Raw genomic sequence first — 17,707 nt, 5'->3', positions numbered from 1 at the left:
AGGCCGGCCCGGCGTTGCGGGGGGTCGGCGGTATCAAGGACCAACCTTCTCATCACTGGCGGTCCGATCCCGGCCATCCGCGTTGCTGCCGCGCGGTGTCTGCGCGGGGCCGGCCTCGGCGGATCCGCCGTCGGAGCCGTCTTCGGGGCCGTCGCCGGGGCCGTTCCCGGCGGGTTCGCCGGCACCGCCCCCGGCCTCGCCGTCGGGCTTCTCCCCGCTCGCGTCCCCGCCCGCGTCCTGCGCCCCGTCCGCCGCCGGGGCCGGTGCGCCGCCCGCCGCCGGGCCGTCGACCGGCTGGTCGCCGTCGGCGTGCGGCTGCCCGGCCCGCCGCTTGCGCTGGCGCACGAAGCGCAGCGCGGCCAGCAGCAGCAGGGCGGCGGCGGCCGCGAAGACGTACAGCACGCCGTTGGTCACCGAGGTGACCTCCACCGTGAACTGCTGCGGTTCGCCGTACTTCTGCGGGTTGGGGCCGGTGGTCCAGAGCTGGGCGGTCATGGTGACCGGGCCGTTGTTGCGCGCCTCGGCCTGGAACCGGAGGGTGGCGCTCTGGGCGGCGGGGATGACCAGTTCCTCCTCCTTGCCCACCCGCAGCCGGTTCGGCTGGGTCGAGGTGAGCACCAGCTTGAGGTTGGTGACGGTCTGGGTGAGGTCGTTGCGGACGCTGACCGGCACCAGGCCGGTGTCGCCGGCGAGGGTGACCACGTTCTTCTTCGTCACCCGGACGGCCCCGGTCAGTTCGTCCAGGTACTTGGCGACGTCCTCGCGGTAGGTGCTGCCGACCGCCGTGTTGGTGCGCCACTCGGTGGACAGCGAGCGGACCATCGCGGCGCTGAACGGGCCGCGCACCCGCTGCGGCAGGGTGAGCACCCGCATCAGCGTGTCCAGGTTCTGCTGGATCTCGTCGGTGCTGCTCAGCTCGGCCGCGGACAGCTCCGAGGCGCGGGCCTGGGCCGGGTAGTCGGCGGCTGCCGGGACGGTGGTGTTGGCCTTCGGGTCGGGCGCGGCCTGGGCCAGGGCGTCCAGCTTGACCGGGGCGAGCCACTTGTTGTCGGAGGCCGTCTGCAGGGCGTCCGCCAGCACCTTGGCGGTGCTCGCGGTCAGGTCGCGCGGCGGCATCACCAGCAGGCCGCGCTGGTTCTGCGGCTGCTCGTGGGTGATCGTGTAGGTCTCGGCGAGGAAGCGCTGGTTCGCCCTGGACTGCGCCTGCGGGGAGGCGAGGTCGGTCTGGAACAGCGAGGAGACGGTCTCGTCGGCGACCACCGCGTTCTGCCCGTTGCCGATCGGGCGCACCGCGGTCGGGGTGTAGTTCATCGCGTCCGGCTCCGGCATGCTCGCGCCGTTGACCAGGACCAGGCCGTTGCCGGCCTGCTGGGCGACGCCGGCGATCTGCTGGTCCAGGTAGCCCTGGTACGGCCAGGCCACGTCCGAGCGGGTGTCGACGGACAGCCGGCCCTCGACGGTGAGCCGGCCGGCGGTGGCCGCCTTGCCCAGGGCGGTGCCCATCCCGGTCAGGTCGGCGCCGTTGTGCGCGATCGAGGCGAGGTCCGGGTCGGCGTAGGGCAGCGACACCACCTGGCCGCCCGGCTTGGCGACGGCGGTCCGCAGCTTGTCCAGCCAGGCCGCGGCGGCGGCCTGGCCGGTGCCGGGGACGGTGTTGTCGTCCTTGGCCGGCTTGCCGACGACGTCCTGGCCCGGCTTCTGCACCCGGTACTGCTTGGTCATCGCGAACGCGGTGTCCAGCAGGTCCGGGTCGACCACCCAGGTCAGCCCGGTCATCTTGGCCCCGGTGTCCACCAGCTCGTACAGCCGGCCGCCCGGGGAGAACTCGGCGGTCAGGCTGTCGTCGCGCAGGACGGGGACGGGCTGGTCGTTGTCGGAGTAGGTCTGCGCGGCCAGCACCGGCGCGTGCACCAGCGGCCAGAGCGTGGTGACCTTGCTGGGCTGCGCCTCGGCGCCGCCCGGGTTGTACGGCAGGAAGGTCCGGGCGATGCCCAGCGGCCGGTCGCGCTGGTTGTCGGCGGTCGAGCCCCAGGCGTCCACCGCGAGCTCGTAGACGCCGCTGTCGGACAGTCCGAGGTCGCTCACCGAGACGCTCAGGGTGTAGGGCTGGTTCTGGCCCGGGCCCAGCTCCGGCAGGGCGTACTGCGGGCTGTCCAGCTCCACGCCGTCGGAGTTGCTCGGGCCGCTGCGGGTGGTCACCAGGGAGAGGTCGCTGCGCCGCTGCAGCGGTTTGCTGGACAGCGGCTTGCGGACGGCCGCGTGGGCGTTCTTGACCGCCGCCTTGCCGGTGTTGGTGACGTGCCCGGTGATCTTCACGATGCCGTTCGGGCTGGCCACCTGCGGTGCCACCGTCTCGATGGTCATCTCCACCGGGTACTCGGCCGAGACGCCGTTGTCGGCGGTCGGCCGGATGCCGCCCCCGGCGGGTAGCGCCGCGGCCGGGGCGACCGCCGAGAACAGGGCCAGGGCGGCCCCGCAGACGGCGGCGAGGCGGCGGGCCGCCCGCCCCGCGCGCCGCCCCGTACCGTGCCCTTCGACGGGGCGTTCGGTCCTTCCGGGCCGTCGGTCCGCCCCCAGGCCCGAGTGCCGTGCCGGCTCACTCACTCGTTCCGCCCTCGCCGTTCTCGATCGCTCGCTGCTGATGCTGTTCGCTTGACGTTCTTCGCTTGACGCTGTTCGCCGCGCTGGTGCCGCGGGAGCTCCGCCGTCCTCGGCGGCACGCGACACCGCATCCCCTGTCCGGTGCCCGAGACTCGTCCACCGGCATGGTAACGATGCAGCCCGTGGTGCAGTGTTGCGGGCCTTGGGGTGAGACGCCCAAAACGCGCGGGCGGTTGACCTGCCGGGCCACGTACTCTTGTGAGCCGTGTCCACTGCCAATGAGTCCACCGCGCACCTCGACCGTTCCAGCACCGCCGTCCAGGCCGTCCCAGGCCTGAGCGAGGCCCAGACCCTGGGGCTGCAAGAGCTGCTGCGGGTGTCGCCGGTGGCCGACGAGATCGCCCGTCGGTTCGAGGCGGCCGGCCACCGGCTGGCCCTGGTCGGCGGCTCGGTGCGGGACGCCCTGCTCGGCAGGCTCGGCAACGACCTGGACTTCACCACCGACGCCCGCCCGCAGCAGGTGCTCAGGCTGGTCAAGGGCTGGGCGGACGCGGTCTGGGACGTCGGCATCGCGTTCGGCACGGTCGGCGCCCGCAAGGACACCCCCGAGGGCTCTTTCCTGATCGAGATCACCACCTACCGCTCCGAGGCGTACGACCGGACCTCCCGCAAGCCCGAGGTCACCTACGGCGACACCATCGAGCAGGACCTGGTCCGCCGGGACTTCACCGTCAACGCGATGGCCGTCGACCTGCCCGGCCGCGGCTTCATCGACCCGCACCACGGCCTGGAGGACCTGGAGGCCCGGGTGCTGCGCACCCCCGCGACCCCCGAGGAGTCCTTCTCCGACGACCCGCTGCGGATGATGCGCGCCGCCCGCTTCGCCGCCCAGCTCGACTTCGAGCCGGCCCCCGAGGTCGTCGCCGCGATGACCGCGATGGCCGAGCGGATCACCATCGTGTCCGCCGAGCGCGTCCAGGCCGAGCTGAACAAGCTGCTGCTGGCCAAGCACCCGGTGAAGGGCCTGCGGCTGCTGGTCGACACCGGCCTGGCCGACCACGTGCTGCCCGAGCTGCCCGCACTGCGGCTGGAGCGGGACGAGCACCACCGGCACAAGGACGTCTACGAGCACTCGCTGACCGTCCTGGAACAGGCCGTCGACCTGGAGCAGGACGGCCCGGACCTCACCCTGCGGCTGGCCGCGCTGCTGCACGACATCGGCAAGCCGCGCACCCGCCGCTTCGAGTCGGACGGCCGGGTCTCCTTCCACCACCACGAGGTGGTCGGCGCCAAGATGACCCGCAAGCGGATGCGCGAGCTCAAGTACTCCAAGGAGCTCACCGAGGACGTCTCGCACCTGGTCGAACTGCACCTGCGCTTCCACGGCTACGGCGGCGGCGAGTGGACGGACTCCGCGGTGCGCCGCTACGTCACCGACGCCGGACCGCTGCTGGAGCGCCTGCACAAGCTCACCCGCTCCGACTGCACCACCCGCAACCGCAAGAAGGCGGCGGCGCTGTCGCGCACCTACGACGGCCTGGAGCAGCGGATCACCGAGCTGAAGGCCCAGGAGGAGCTGGACGCCGTCCGCCCGGCGCTGGACGGCAACCAGATCATGGAGCTGCTCGGGCTCAAGCCCGGCCCGCAGGTCGGCAAGGCGTACAAGCACATGCTCGAACTCCGGCTGGAGCACGGCCCGCTGGAGCACGACGAGGCGGTGGCCGCGCTGCGGGCCTGGTGGGCCGAGCAGCAGGGCTGAGCGACGCTGCGAGGGGTGGTCCCGGCGTCGGCCGGGACCACCCCTCGGGCGTGCCGGGTCAGCCGTGGAGGCTCTGCAGGCAGAGCACGTAGTTGAGGGCCGGCAGGTTGGAGTAGGTGCGGGTGTAGGTGCTGTCCGACTTCGGCTGCTTCTCGCAGACCTTCTCGTCGGACGTGGCCAGGTACTTGAAGACCACCTTGTACTGGGCGCGGGAGTCGCCGCAGGGCAGCATGGTGATCTTCGGGTTGGCGTCGTGGGTCGCGCCGGTGCCGTTCTCGTTGCGCAGGCAGTCGCCGGGGTTGGCCCGGTCGATGCTGTCGGCCGCGGTGCTGGGGGCGGTCGGCGGCGGCAGCGTGATGGTGGGCACCGGCGGCATGCTGAACGTCGGCGAGGGGAACGGCCGCGGCGCGTGGGTCGGCAGCGGTGGCGCCGAGAAGGTGGTCACCGGGGGCACCGCCACCGTCGGTACCGCGATCGGCGCGGCCGGGCCGTCGTCCTTCGGGCCGAGCACCCCGGTGGCGGCCAGGACGAGCGTGACGACCACCGAGAGCGGCAGCAGCAGCATCAGCGCGTGCGGACGCCGGCCCAGCGGGACGCCGGGGTCGAGCTGGGGGCCGTGGCTGCCCGGGACGGGCGGCGGCAGCCGCTTGACCTTGCCGTTGGCGGCGAGGTTCAGCAGCAGGGTGATCGGCGCCAGCAGCACCGACGCCGGGCTCCACCAGCCCTGGACCAGGGTGCGGGCGGACAGGTCGCGCACCGTCGCCGTTCCGCAGGTGCGGCAGAACGGGCCCGGCATCCGCAGCATCCGGTAGGCCAGGACCAGGCCCTGGTGGCCGCGGACGGTGGCGTCCACGGCCGGGAAGCCGCCGCAGAAGCGGCAGGCGGGACCGTCCTGCGGCGCCGGCGGCGGGTACCCGTACCCGTAGCCGGGCGCGGGCTGCGGGGGGTAGCCGTACGGCTGGTCGGGCGGTGGCGGGGCGGCCGGGTAGCCGTAGCCGGGCGGCGGGCCGGGCGGCGGTGGCGGGGTCGGCCGGCCGTAGGGGTTTCCGGTGGCGTAGGGGTTGCCGTCGTCGGGCGACGGGGCACCGTACGGCAGCTGGGGCGGCGGAACGGACAAGAGATCCCCCGGGGATGCGGTGGTGGTGGAGAGGTCAGACCTTCCCCGGCAGCGGGGCGCCGGCCGGGGTCATCGGGCCGAGGCAGAGCACGTACCGCTTCTTGTTCCAGCGGCGTCCGCTCTTGCCCGAGACGGCGCTGGTGGTCTGCGGTGTCTGCCGGCAGCGGTTCACGTCGGTGGTGTCGCCGAACGTCGAAAGGACCCGGTAATTCGCTTTGGTGTCAGTGCACTTGACGATCTCGACATCGCGCGTGCCGCTCACCCGGACGCAGTCGCCGGGCTTGGCGCTGCTGACGCTCGGCCCGCTGACGAAGTAGCCGACGGCCAGTGCGAGGCAGCCGCCGACCACGCCGACGATCCGCAGCTTCGCCTTGACGCCGCGCTTCGCGGCGGGCGCCGCGTCGGCCGGGGCGGGCGGCGGGTAGCCGTACGGGCCGACGGGCGGCTGCTGGCCGTACGGCGGTTGGGTGCCGTAGCCGGGCGGCTGCTGGCCGTAGGCCGGGGGCGGTCCGAAGCCGGGCGGTGCGGGCTGGGGCGGTCCGGGTTGCGGCGGTCCGAAGCCGGGCGGTGCGGGTTGGGGCTGCGACGGGATGTACGGCACCTGCCCGTACGGCGGGGCCGGCTGCGGGGGCGGCCCGTACGGCGGAGGTGGCCCGTACGGGCCGGGCGGTGTGCTCATCAGTTCGTCCCCCGAGGCCGAGTGCTGTCGCTCCGACAGGTCTGACGTACCTTAGCGACTCGGTCGGACGCCCCCGTCCCGAGGGGCCGAGGGCCTTCAGGAGGCCTGGTCGCCGGGGAGCGGCCCGTACCGCCGGGCGGAGCGCAGGTAGAGGAGCGCCGAGAGCCCGTACACCGCGGCGACCCCGACGACCACCACGACCGAGCGGCCGGAGAGCGGCAGCACCAGCGCCGTGACCAGGGCGGCGGTCACGAAGGCGACGTTGAACAGCACGTCGTAGATCGCGAAGACCCGGCCGCGGTACTCGTCCTCGACCGACTCCTGGACCACGGTGTCGGCGCAGATCTTGGTGCCCTGGGTGACCACCCCGAGCAGCAGCGCCGCGAGCAGGCAGGGCAGCAGGGTGAAGCTCAGGCCGAGCGCCGGGACGAAGAGCACCGGGGCCGCCAGGCAGACCGTCATCCAGCCGGCCAGGCCGAGCCGCCGGGTGCACCAGGGGCTGATCACCGCGGCGACGAAGAACCCGGCGGCGGACAGGCCGACCGCCTGGCCGAGCGTGACCAGTCCGGCCGCGCTGTCGGCCGGGTCGTTGAAGGTGTACCGGGCGAGCATCACCACGACCACGATCAGCACGCCGTAGCAGAACCGGGCCGCGGTGACGGCGGCCAGCGCGTGCACGGCGGGCCGGCAGTCCCGCACCAAGTGGCGTACGGCGGCGCCGAGTTCGACGGCGGCCCGGACCAGCGCCTGGCCGAGCGCCGGGCGGTCGCCGTGCTTCTCCGGGCCGAGCAGGTCGCGGTCCATCCGGCGGGCGGCCAGTGCGGCCGACAGGTAGAGCAGCGCGGCCACCGTGACCAGCGCGGCGTCGGCCTTCGGCCCGGGGGTCATCACCTGGTGCAGCAGGAAGCCGACCCCTCCGCCGGAGGCGGCGGCGACCGTGCCCAGCGTGGGGGAGAGCGCGTTGGCGGTGACCAGCTGGTCCTGCTCGACCACCCGGGGCAGCGCGGCGGACAGGCCGGCCAGGATGAACCGGTTGAGCGCGGTGACCAGCAGCGCCGAGGCGAAGAACAGCCAGGTCGGCGCCTCCGCCAGGAGCAGGGCGCCGGTGCCCAGGCCGAGCCCGAAGCGGGCCAGGTTGCCGTAGTAGAGCACCTGGCGGCGGCGCCAGCGGTCCAGCAGCACCCCGGCGAACGGGCCGATCACCGAGAACGGCAGCAGCATCACGGCGAGCACCGAGGCGATGTCGGCGGGGGAGGACTGCTTCTCCGGGGAGAACACGACGTAGGCGGCGAGCGAGACCTGGAAGACGCCGTCCGAGAGCTGGGAGAGCACCCGGGCGGTCAGCAGCCGCCGGAAGTCCCGGCCGCGGAGCAGACCGAAAAGCGTGGCACGGTGTGCGGACTGGTGGGTGCTGCCGTTCTCGGTGATCGCCACCCGCCCAGAGTGCCATGGAACCGGCCGCCGTTTCACGTGAAACATTCGCCGAGAAACGGTGAAGGGCCCACGATCCGATGATCGTGGGCCCTTCGGCGCGGCCGGCGGCGGTCACCCGCCGCCGGCTCCGGCGCTCGACCTCAGCGCTCGACCTCGCCGCGGATGAACTTCTCGACGTTCTCCTTGGCCTCGTCGTCGAAGTACTGCACCGGCGGGGACTTCATGAAGTACGAGGAGGCCGACAGGATCGGGCCGCCGATGCCGCGGTCCTTGGCGATCTTCGCGGCGCGCACGGCGTCGATGATGACACCGGCGGAGTTCGGGGAGTCCCAGACCTCGAGCTTGTACTCCAGGTTCAGCGGGACGTTGCCGAACGCGCGACCCTCCAGGCGGACGTACGCCCACTTGCGGTCGTCCAGCCAGGCCACGTAGTCCGACGGGCCGATGTGGACGTTGTTGGCGCCCAGCTCGCGGTCGCGGATCTGCGAGGTGACGGCCTGGGTCTTGGAGATCTTCTTGGACTCCAGGCGCTCGCGCTCGAGCATGTTCTTGAAGTCCATGTTGCCGCCGACGTTCAGCTGCATGGTGCGCTCGAGGATGACACCGCGGTCCTCGAACAGCTTGGCCATCACGCGGTGCGTGATGGTGGCGCCGACCTGGGACTTGATGTCGTCACCGACGATCGGCACGCCGGCCTCGGTGAACTTGTCCGCCCACTCCTTGGTGCCCGCGATGAACACCGGCAGGGCGTTCACGAAGGCGACCTTGGCGTCGATGGCGCACTGGGCGTAGAACTTGGCGGCGGCCTCGGAACCGACGGGCAGGTAGCAGACCAGGACGTCGACCTGCTGGTCCTTGAGGACCTGGACGACGTCGACCGGGGTCTCGTCGGACTCCTCGATGGTCTCCCGGTAGTACTTGCCCAGGCCGTCGAGGGTGTGGCCGCGCTGGACGGTGACGCCGGTCGGCGGCACGTCGCAGATCTTGATGGTGTTGTTCTCGCTGCTGCCGATGGCGTCGGCCAGGTCGAAGCCGACCTTCTTGGCGTCGACGTCGAACGCGGCGACGAACTCCACGTCGCGGACGTGGTACTCACCGAACTGGACGTGCATCAGCCCGGGGACCTTGCCGGCCGGGTCGGCGTCCTTGTAGTACTCGACACCCTGCACCAGCGACGCGGCGCAGTTGCCCACGCCCACGATGGCTACGCGAACCGAACCCATTCCGGTTGCTCCCTGTGATCTCATGAGGGCCGCCGGGGTCGACGGCACTCGTCCTGCTTCTTCGATGACTGCTTGTACGGGCGCGAGGCGCCCACTCCTGCCGCGCGGCACAGGGCTGACGCGGTGTCAGCGCTCCTGGGCGGAGCGCCCCGGGCGGTCGTACGGTGGCCCGGGCGGGTCCTGGGACCCTTCCTCCTGGCCACGGCCGTCCGAAGTCTTGTGGGGTACGGCGGTGGTGTTGCCGCCGGTGGCGGGCCCGGTCCGGCCGGTGCGGTTGGCCCGCTCGGTCTCGATCAGCTCGTTGAGCCACCGGACCTCGCGCTCCACCGACTCCAGTCCGTGCCGCTGCAGCTCGACGGTGTAGTCGTCGAACCGCTCGCGGGCCCGGGCCAGCGAGTTGCGCATCTTCTCCAGTCGCTCCTCCAGCCGGCTGCGGCGCCCTTCCAGGACGCGCATCCGCACGGCCCGGTCGGTCTGGCCGAAGAACGCGAAGTGGACGCCGAAGTGCTCGTCCTCCCAGGCGTCGGGCCCGGAGTCGGCGAGCAGTTCCTCGAAGCGCTGCTTGCCTTCGGGGGAGAGCCGGTAGACGGTCTTGGACCGCTTGCCGTTGAGCGCGGTGGCCGGGACGTACTCGACGTCCGGGTTGTCCTCGACCAGGAAACCCTGGGCGACCAGGCTCTTCAGGCACGGGTAGAGCGTTCCGTACGAGAACGCCCGCAACGTTCCGAGCAGGACGTTGAGCCGCTTGCGCAGCTCGTAGCCGTGCATCGGGGCGTCGTGGAGCAGACCGAGAACGGCGAACTCCAGCACTCCTGAGCGCCTGCCCATTGCCGTCGTCCTCCTTCCTCTCGGCCGTCGTCCGGCCGCTGCATCGGGCGGTATGCCGCGTCGATGTATCGGCTCGATATATCGAGAACAGTAAACCGGGCCCTCGGAACGGGCAAGGGGGGCACGCGTGAAGGTGATCACAAGCCGACGCGCAGGAGTGATTGGCAACGGGCGTGTAATGATCTGCTGCCGTTTTGCGGTCATTGGGGACTGATGCCCGATTAGTTGGGATTCCCGGCTGCGTACGCTGTCGCGTGTGCACGAGGACCACCTCCGGGGTTAGGGCGGTTGGCGGGCATCGGACGTGAACCCTGCCTTCAGGCTGGAACCGCCTGGCGAGGAGTGGCTGCAACATGAGTGAACGACGGCGAAGGACGCCCAGCCCGGGCGGTGACGGGCAGCAGCCCCCGGGTGGTGGTGGCCGTCAGGGCGGACCCGGCCGGGACGAGGTGAGCTCGGACGGCATCGGCCGCCGGCGCCCCCCGGGCGAACGGGAGACCGCTCAGCAGCCCCGGATGGGCCGCGCCGAGATGCGCAAGGCCGCCCAGAAGGGCGGCAAGGGCGGCCGGCGCGGTGCTGCCGCCGCCTCCGCGTCCGCGGCCGCCGCCGCAGGCCCCGGCAAGAAGCGGTTCATCGACTACCCGCGGTTCGGCAAGACCGGCGTCCGGCGCTGGCTGCCGTCCTGGCGGCAGTGGCTGAGCGGCTTCCTGATCTTCTTCGCCACCTGCGTGGGCGGGGTGTTCTACCTCTACCAGACCACTGAGATCCCGCAGCTCAAGGATCTGATGAAGGACCAGAACACGATCTACTACTGGGCCGACGGCTCGGAGATGACCCGCAAGGGTGAGACCAACCGTCAGATCGTCGAGCTCTCCGACATCAGCCCCAACCTGCAGAACGCCGTGATCGCGGCGGAGAACCAGACCTTCCGCGAGGACAGCGGCATCGACCCCAAGGGCATGCTCCGCGCCGTCTACAACATGGCCAAGGGCGGCGAGACCCAGGGCGCCTCGACGATCACCCAGCAGTACGTGAAGAACGCGTACCTCAGCCAGGAGCAGACCCTCAGCCGCAAGCTGAAGGAGTTCTTCATCACGCTGAAGATCAATCAGAAGATGCAGAAACCGGACATCCTCAAGGGGTACCTGAACACCAGCTGGTTCGGTCGAGGCTCGAACGGCGCCCAGGCCGCGGCGCAGGCCTACTACGGGGTCGACGCCAAGGACCTCGACCTCTGTCAGAGCGCCATGCTGGCCGGCCTGTTGAAGGGCGCGTCGTACTACGACCCCAGCAACCCGGCCAACAAGGAGCGGGCCCAGGGGCGGTGGGCCTGGATCCTCGAGAACATGGTGAAGACCAAGGCCATCACCCCGGAGGAGCGGGCGAAGTGCGCCACCTTCCCCGACCCGATCCCGCAGAAGCCCAGCTCCAACATGAACGGTGAGGTCAGCTACCTGGTCGACACCGCCAACAAGTACCTGATGGCCACCGACAAGACGATCACCCAGCAGATGATCGACAAGGGCGGTCTGAAGGTCTACACCACCTTCGAGAAGGACAAGGTCGACGCCCTGAAGAAGGCCGTCGACGACGTCAAGGGCGAGAACCTCAACGCCCAGAAGCGCCCCAACAACGACACCTTCATCCAGTTCGGCTCCGCCAGCATCCGCCCCGGCGACGGCGCGATCGTCGCCCTCTACGGCGGCGACGGCGTGGAGAACGGCCACTTCGACAACAACGCCGACGCCATCGGCGTCCAGGTCGGCTCGACCTTCAAGCCCTTCGTGCTGGCGACCGCCATGCAGATCGGCGTCCAGACGGCCACCGACGACAAGGGCAAGCCGAAGCGGATCAACGCCGACAGCCGCTACCTGTCCGACGACATGTCCGAGATCCGCAAGCCGGACGGCTCGCTGGTGATCGGCGACGACGGCAAGCCCTACCGGCAGAAGAACGAGGACTCCGGCAAGCGCGGTTACGTCTCGCTGCGGGCGGCCATGCAGAACTCGTTCAACGTGCCCTTCGTCCAGCTCAACCAGGACGTCGGCGGTCAGAACGTGGCCAACATCGCCGAGCAGATGGGCGTCAGGAAGGAGAGCTTCGCCGACCCGAAGACCCCGACCTTCGCCCTCGGCACCTCCACCATCAGCCCGATCCGGATGGCCACCGCCTACGGCACCCTGGCGGCCAGCGGCAAGGAGGCCGAGCCCTACTCGGTCACCAAGGTCGAGGTGAACGGCATCGAGCGCCCGGGCTTCGGCAAGAAGGACCCCCGGGTCGCCCTGGAGCCGGCCGTCGCGGACAACGTCACCGACGTGCTGGTGAACGTGGTGAAGAACGGTACCGGTTTCAAGGCCAAGGAGCTGGGCCGCCCGGTGGCCGGCAAGACCGGTACCACCGACCAGAACAAGTCGGCCTGGTGGGTCGGCTACACCCCGCAGCTGGTGACCAGCGTCGCGATGTGGCGCGAGGACCCGAGCAAGCACGAGCGGCTGTCGCTCAACGGCACCGGCGGCAAGGAGTCCATCCACGGTGGTGACATCCCGACCGACGTCTTCACCCGGTACATGAAGGCCGCGCTGGCCAACGAGAAGAAGATGGACTTCCCGACCCCGCAGCCGGTCGGCACCGAGGTGGACTCCTCCGGCGCCCCGGTCTCGCCGAGCATGACGCCCACGCCGACGACGAGCGACACCCCGTCGGCCCCGCCCGCGACCCAGCCGGCCAACAACCAGCCGCCGCCGACCAACAACAACCAGCCGCAGCCGCCCGTGTCCAGCCAGGGCCCGGGCTGTGTCCCGGGCGTGGACTGCCCGGGCACGCAGCCGAGCCAGACGTCGACGCACAAGACGACCAACCCCGGTCCGACGAGCAGCTGCGGCCTCCTCGGCTGCAGCACGCCCCCGCCCACGGCGCCGCCGACGGACCCCCCGCCGACGACCACCAAGCCGAGCGGCAGGCCGCCGACACCGTCCTCGACCGGTGGGGGCGGTGGACAGAACGGGCTGTTGCCCTGACCACCACCCGCTGAGCGGATGAACCGAACGGCGGTGGCGGCCCTCTCCGGAGGGCCGCCACCGCCGTTTCGTCATGATTCGCCGTGCCGCCGGGCGACGGAGGCCGGGCCCGTTGCGGGGTCCTCCTCGTCCCGGTGGGGCCGGTGCGGCAGGATGTCCGGCATGACGTCGAGCGATCGTGACGAATCCGCAGGGCCGGCCGGGCCCGGCGACGCCGCAGGACCGGTCGGGCCGGCCGTCGCCACGGCCGCGCCGCCGGTCAACACCGTGGTCGTCCCGGCCGACGAGGACCCGGTGGCGGCGGCCGGCAGCGAGGTGATCGGCGGCCCGCCCGGCCGCCGGGCGCTGCTGGGCGTCTCCTGGTGGATCCCGGCGCGCTTCCTGGCGCTGGCGGTGATCGTGGTCTCGGTGCTCGGCATGGTGCAGAAGGCGCCCTGCTACAACCAGGCCTGGTTCCAGCCGGGTTCGCCGCAGTACATCCACGCCTGCTACAGCGACATCCCGCACCTGTTCTCCGGCCGCGGCTTCTCGGCCGGGCTGCACCCGTACGTGGACCGCGTCCCGGGCACCTCGGGGGATCTGCAGTACCTCGAATACCCGGTGCTGACCGGCCTGTTCATGCAGGTCGCGGCCTGGCTGACGCCCGGCGCCGGCACCGCGCAGGACCAGGAGCGGTGGTTCTGGGCGATCAACGCGGGGCTGCTGATGGCCTGCGCGGTGGTCGCCGTGGTGGCGCTCTCGCGCACCCACCGCCGCCGCCCCTGGGACGCCCTGCTGTTCGCGCTCGCGCCCGTCCTGCTGCTGAACGGCACGGTCAACTGGGACCTCCTCGCGGTCGCGCTGGCCGCCGTGGCGATGGCCTGGTGGTCCGGCTCCCGGCCCGGCTGGGCGGGTGTCTTCATCGGCCTGGCCACCGCGGCCAAGCTCTACCCGGTGCTGCTGATCGGCCCGCTGCTGGTGCTCTGCTGGCGGGCCGGGAAGTGGCGCGAGTTCCGGGTGATGCTGGCCGGCGCGGCCGGCTCCTGGCTGCTGGTCAACCTGCCGATCATGGCGGCCAACTGGCAGGGCTGGTCGACCTTCTACGTGTTCAGCAAGCACCGCGCCGAGGACTACGGCTCGTTCTGGCTGATCCTGATGCAGAGCCGGGGCACGGGGCTGGCCGACCTCGACCTCTACATCGGTGTGCTGATGGTCCTCGGCTGCCTGGCCATAGCGTGGCTCGGCTTCTCGGCGCCCCGCCGCCCGCGCTTCGCGCAGCTGGCCTTCCTGGTGGTCGCCCTGTTCGTGCTGGTCAACAAGGTGTACTCGCCGCAGTACGCGCTCTGGCTGCTGCCGCTCGCGGTGCTGGCCCGGCCGCGCTGGCGGGACTTCCTGATCTGGCAGGCCTGCGAGGTGCTGTACACCCTGGGCATCTGGTCCCACCTGGGCTTCGTCACCGGGCCCAAGCAGCACGGGATCGGCGAGGCCTGGTACCACTTCGCGGTCGTGCTGCACCTGCTGGGCACGCTCTACCTGGTGGTCATGGTGGTCCGCGACGCCCTGCAGCCGGACCGCGACCCGGTGCGCTGGGACGGCAGCGACGACCCGTCGGGCGGGGTGCTCGACCGGGCCCCGGACGTGTTCGTGCTCGGCACCGCCCGGACGCTGCGCGAGGAGGAGAGCTACGCCGGATACGCGCCGGCCGGCTCCGAGCAGTGGCTGGACGAGCCAGGACTGCCGGAACCGGCCGAGAAGGCGTAGGCGCTCACGGGCGCTTCGGTCGCTCTAGCGGTCCACCACGCGGTCGAAGTGCGTGGTGGTGTGCCGGACCTGGAGGCCGAGCTCCTCGCCGATCGCGGGGGGCTTGGTCTCGCCGTCCAGGAACAGTAGTGAGACCTGCATGTGCGGCGGCTCGGCGAACCAGAGCTGCTTGCCGGCCCAGTGGAACGGCGACTTGGTCTTGTTGACGGTCGCCAGGCCGGCCCGGGCGATGCCCTTGGCCCGGGAGGCCATGGTCTGCACGTACTTGGGCGCCTCCAGGCCGATGCCGTGCGCGGTGCCGCCGGCCACCACCACGATGTGGCCGTCGGCCGGCGCCGGGTGCTGGCGGTAGCCGTAGCGGTCGCCCTTCTTCACCGGGGTGACGTCCAGCACCGTGGCCCGGACCTCCAGCGCGCCGTGGTCGCCCAGCCAGAGCCGGGTGCCGATCCGGGCCCGGAAGACGATGTCCGGGTAGCGCTGGGCCAGCTGCTCCATGCCGGCCGCGCCGAGGTGGCTGACGTACACGGTGTGCACCGGCACCCCGGCCGCCCGGGCGGTGTCCACCCAGTGGACGACCTCCTCGGTCGGGCTGGAGCCGTCCGGCCGGTCCATCGGCAGGTGCAGCGCCAGGCCCTCGAAGGCGACGCCGTCCAGCTCGGCGGCGACGGCCGTGAGGTCGGCGGCGCTCACCCCGTGGCGGCGCATGGAGGTCATGCACTCCACCACCACCCGGGCGCCGCGCAGCGCCCGCAGCGCGTCCAGGTTCGCCACCGTCCGGATCACCCGGGCGTGCGGCAGCGGCAGGACCTCCTCGCCGACCCGGTACGGGGTGAGCACCAGCAGCTCGCCGCCGTACCACTCGGCGGCGTCGGCCGCCTCGTACGCGGTGCCGACGGCCAGCACACCGGTGCCCAGCAGCGTCGCCTCCTCGGCCAGCCGGTGGTTGCCCAGGCCGTAGCCGTTCCCCTTGGCGACCGGCACCAGGCCGGGGAACTCGGCGAGGACGGAGCGCTGGTGGGTGCGCCAGCGTTCGGTGTCGAGGTAGAGCGACAGCGTCATCGGGTCAGCCTCCTCAGCGGCGGGACATGTAGAGGTCGAGGGCCTTGTGCAGCAGCTTGTTGAGCGGGAAGTCCCACTCGCCGAGGTACTCGGCGGCCTGGCCGCCGGTGCCGACCTTGAACTGGATCAGGCCGAACAGGTGGTCGTTCTCGTCCAGGGTGTCGCTGATGCCGCGCAGGTCGTAGACGCCGCCGCCGAGCGCGTAGGAGTCGCGCATCATCCGCCACTGGATCGCGTTGGACGGCTTGACCTCGCGCTTGTGGTTGGCCGAGGCGCCGTAGGAGTACCAGACGTGCTCGCCGACCACCAGCATCGTGGTCGCGGCCAGCGGCTCGCCGTCGTGGTAGGCGATGTAGAGCCGCATCCGGTTCTGGTCCTCGGCGGTGAGGGCCTTCCACATCCGCTGGAAGTAGGACAGCGGGCGCGGGGTGAACTTGTCGCGCTCGGCGGTCACCAGGTAGAGCTGGTGGAAGATCGGCAGCTCGTCGTAGCCGCCCTGGTACACCTCGACGCCGCTCTTCTCGGCCTTCTTGATGTTGCGGCGCCAGAGCTGGTTGAAGTTCTTGTGGATGTCGTCCAGCGAGCGGTTGGCCAGCGGCACCTGGAACACGTAGCGCGGCTGGACGTCGCCGAAGCCGGCGCCGCCGTCCTCGCCCTGCAGCCAGCCGGCCTTGCGCAGCCGGTCGGCCACCTCGAAGGCGCGCGCCTCGTACCAGTCGGCCTCGACGTCGCGCAGGCGCTTGGCCTGCTTGCCGGCGATGGCCTCCTTGATGGTGGGGGCGTTCCAGCGGCGGATGACGATCGGCGGGCCCATCTTGACCGAGAACGCGCCCTGCGACTTGAGGTGGGCGAGCATCGGGGAGAGCCAGCGGTCGAGGTCCCGGTCGAACCAGTCGATGACCGGGCCCTCGGGCAGGTAGGCGAGGTAGCGCTTGAGCTTGGGCAGCTGCCGGTAGAGCACCAGGCCGGCGCCGACGAGCTGGTTGGCCTCGTCGAACCAGCCGATCGACTCCGAGCGCCACTCGGCCTTCACGTCGCCCCACGACGGCACCTGCATGTGGCTGGCCGAGGCGCGGCTCCTGATGAAGGCGAGGTGCTCCTCGCGGGTGATCGTCCTCAGGCGCAGGCTCATTGCTCGGTGCTCCTCGTCGGTCGGGCTGCGGTGGGCCCAGGTTCTCGGGCTGACCCTATCGTCCGGGGCCCGGGCGCCCGCCGCTGCGGGCGCGACGGCGCCCCCGTCGCGTACCTGTCTCCTTGCAGATACGCCACGGGGGCGCCGAGGGTTCCGGAACGGTGCGACCGGGGCGGCTCAGCCCCAGAGGCCGCCCCGGGCGATGCCGAGGTAGAAGCCGATGGCGGAGGCGCCGAGCGTGACCATCAGCACGAAGCGCTCGGCCGTGGTGACCGAGACGAACATGCCGAGCAGCCCCGTGATGATCCCGAACAGACCGGTCCACGAGGTCAGCAGGTGCAGGTTGTGGAAGAACGAGGTGGTGAAGGCGATCACGCCCAGCACGGCGGTGAGGCCCACCAGGGCGTTCTCGCGGGGGTGCGGGTGGCCGTCGGTGTTCAGTGTGAGCGCGGGCATGCGGTGGACGGACTGGGCCATGAGTCCCACCTCCTGGCGTGGAGACGAACGGGCAGGAATCCCGTTCCGTCCAGATTGCGGCGGTTGGGCCGGTCTCACAACCCCTATGCGTTTTGTTCGGCCGTCCGGGTGCGGGTAGGCTGTGCCGTCTGCACTGGTGTAGTTGTGCCCCCTTGCGCCCTCTTCCGGGCGACCACCCCGTCGGGTGAGCGGGGCCCGATTGTCGGACCCGGCCGCTACGGTGGCCGGTGTCGTCACTGCTCCGGTGCCGACGCTGCACAACCCTCCTGCCACGGAGAGACCGTGGCCGTTGAGTCCAAAGGAGGTGGGTTACCCATGCGTCACTACGAGGTGATGGTCATCCTCGACCCCTCGGTCGAGGAGCGCGCTGTCTCCCCCCTGATCGAGAACTTCCTCACCGTCGTCCGGAACGCCGGCGGCAAGGTGGAGAAGGTCGACACCTGGGGTCGTCGCCGTCTGGCTTACGAGATCAACAAGCAGTCCGAGGGCATCTACTCGGTCATCGACCTGAAGGCCACGCCTGAGGTCGTCAAGGAGCTCGACCGCCAGATGGGCCTGAGCGAGTCGGTTCTGCGGACCAAGGTCCTGCGCCCGGACACCCACTGAGCCACCTCTGAGGCCTTCGGGTCTCGGGTAGCTCG

The 17,707-nt window shown here is 71.3% G+C and carries 13 protein-coding genes; 4 read left to right on the top strand and 9 right to left on the bottom strand.

All coding sequences use genetic code 11. The features are described from left to right. Positions 1–33: 33 nt before the first annotated feature. Positions 34–2,604, bottom strand: a complete 2,571-nt coding sequence (locus ACIP37_RS02620; protein ID WP_400804286.1) for a DUF6049 family protein — start codon at positions 2,602–2,604, stop codon at positions 34–36. A 355-nt stretch (positions 2,605–2,959) separates the two neighbouring features. Between ACIP37_RS02620 and ACIP37_RS02615 the strand changes: the two genes are divergently transcribed. Beyond that, positions 2,960–4,360 carry a CCA tRNA nucleotidyltransferase gene (locus ACIP37_RS02615; protein WP_400327508.1) on the top strand — a complete coding sequence of 467 codons (1,401 nt, stop codon included), beginning with the start codon at positions 2,960–2,962 and terminating at the stop codon, positions 4,358–4,360. Between the two features lie 58 nt (positions 4,361–4,418). On the opposite strand, the gene ACIP37_RS02610 is transcribed toward ACIP37_RS02615, so the two are convergent. The 5 genes from ACIP37_RS02610 to ACIP37_RS02590 form a co-directional block, all read right to left on the bottom strand. Continuing rightward, the gene (locus ACIP37_RS02610; protein WP_363579864.1) at positions 4,419–5,477 is read right to left on the bottom strand and encodes a hypothetical protein; all 1,059 of its coding nucleotides are present in this window, start codon (positions 5,475–5,477) and stop codon (positions 4,419–4,421) included. Positions 5,478–5,511: 34 nt separating this feature from the next. After that, positions 5,512–6,156 (bottom strand): hypothetical protein, encoded by a 645-nt coding sequence (locus ACIP37_RS02605; RefSeq protein WP_363579863.1) that lies wholly within the window; start codon positions 6,154–6,156, stop codon positions 5,512–5,514. Between the two features lie 96 nt (positions 6,157–6,252). Next, positions 6,253–7,590 (bottom strand): MFS transporter, encoded by a 1,338-nt coding sequence (locus tag ACIP37_RS02600; RefSeq protein WP_363579862.1) that lies wholly within the window; start codon positions 7,588–7,590, stop codon positions 6,253–6,255. 140 nt (positions 7,591–7,730) lie between these two features. Next, complete coding sequence (locus ACIP37_RS02595) at positions 7,731–8,813, bottom strand: inositol-3-phosphate synthase (RefSeq protein WP_363579861.1); 1,083 nt, start codon at positions 8,811–8,813, stop codon at positions 7,731–7,733. A 126-nt stretch (positions 8,814–8,939) separates the two neighbouring features. Continuing rightward, positions 8,940–9,641 (bottom strand): PadR family transcriptional regulator, encoded by a 702-nt coding sequence (locus tag ACIP37_RS02590; protein ID WP_063348480.1) that lies wholly within the window; start codon positions 9,639–9,641, stop codon positions 8,940–8,942. 353 nt (positions 9,642–9,994) lie between these two features. Between ACIP37_RS02590 and ACIP37_RS02585 the strand changes: the two genes are divergently transcribed. Continuing rightward, positions 9,995–12,658 carry a transglycosylase domain-containing protein gene (locus ACIP37_RS02585; RefSeq protein ID WP_400843166.1) on the top strand — a complete coding sequence of 888 codons (2,664 nt, stop codon included), beginning with the start codon at positions 9,995–9,997 and terminating at the stop codon, positions 12,656–12,658. Positions 12,659–12,820: 162 nt separating this feature from the next. After that, positions 12,821–14,398, top strand: coding sequence for a glycosyltransferase family 87 protein (locus ACIP37_RS02580; RefSeq protein ID WP_400843163.1), 1,578 nt, complete (start codon positions 12,821–12,823; stop codon positions 14,396–14,398). 24 nt (positions 14,399–14,422) lie between these two features. Here ACIP37_RS02580 and ACIP37_RS02575 read toward each other — a convergent pair whose 3' ends face one another. The 3 genes from ACIP37_RS02575 to ACIP37_RS02565 all read right to left on the bottom strand — a co-directional run bounded on the left by ACIP37_RS02575 (position 14,423) and on the right by ACIP37_RS02565 (position 17,066). Next, positions 14,423–15,457, bottom strand: coding sequence for an alanine racemase (locus ACIP37_RS02575; protein WP_363579858.1), 1,035 nt, complete (start codon positions 15,455–15,457; stop codon positions 14,423–14,425). A 13-nt stretch (positions 15,458–15,470) separates the two neighbouring features. Then, positions 15,471–16,589, bottom strand: coding sequence for a peptidoglycan bridge formation glycyltransferase FemA/FemB family protein (locus ACIP37_RS02570; RefSeq protein WP_063348484.1), 1,119 nt, complete (start codon positions 16,587–16,589; stop codon positions 15,471–15,473). 177 nt (positions 16,590–16,766) lie between these two features. Continuing rightward, the gene (locus ACIP37_RS02565) at positions 16,767–17,066 is read right to left on the bottom strand and encodes a hypothetical protein (RefSeq protein ID WP_400804277.1); all 300 of its coding nucleotides are present in this window, start codon (positions 17,064–17,066) and stop codon (positions 16,767–16,769) included. Between the two features lie 315 nt (positions 17,067–17,381). On the opposite strand from ACIP37_RS02565, the gene rpsF reads away from it, so the two are divergent. Further along, positions 17,382–17,672 (top strand): 30S ribosomal protein S6, encoded by a 291-nt coding sequence (gene rpsF, locus ACIP37_RS02560; RefSeq protein ID WP_063348486.1) that lies wholly within the window; start codon positions 17,382–17,384, stop codon positions 17,670–17,672. Positions 17,673–17,707 lie beyond the last annotated feature (35 nt).

The sequence above is a fragment of the Kitasatospora sp. NPDC088861 genome, assembly GCF_044750105.1.
Taxonomy (GTDB): domain Bacteria; phylum Actinomycetota; class Actinomycetes; order Streptomycetales; family Streptomycetaceae; genus Kitasatospora.
The sequence above is the reverse complement of the archived record's forward strand: the minus strand, read 5'-3'. Positions and strand labels throughout refer to the sequence as shown.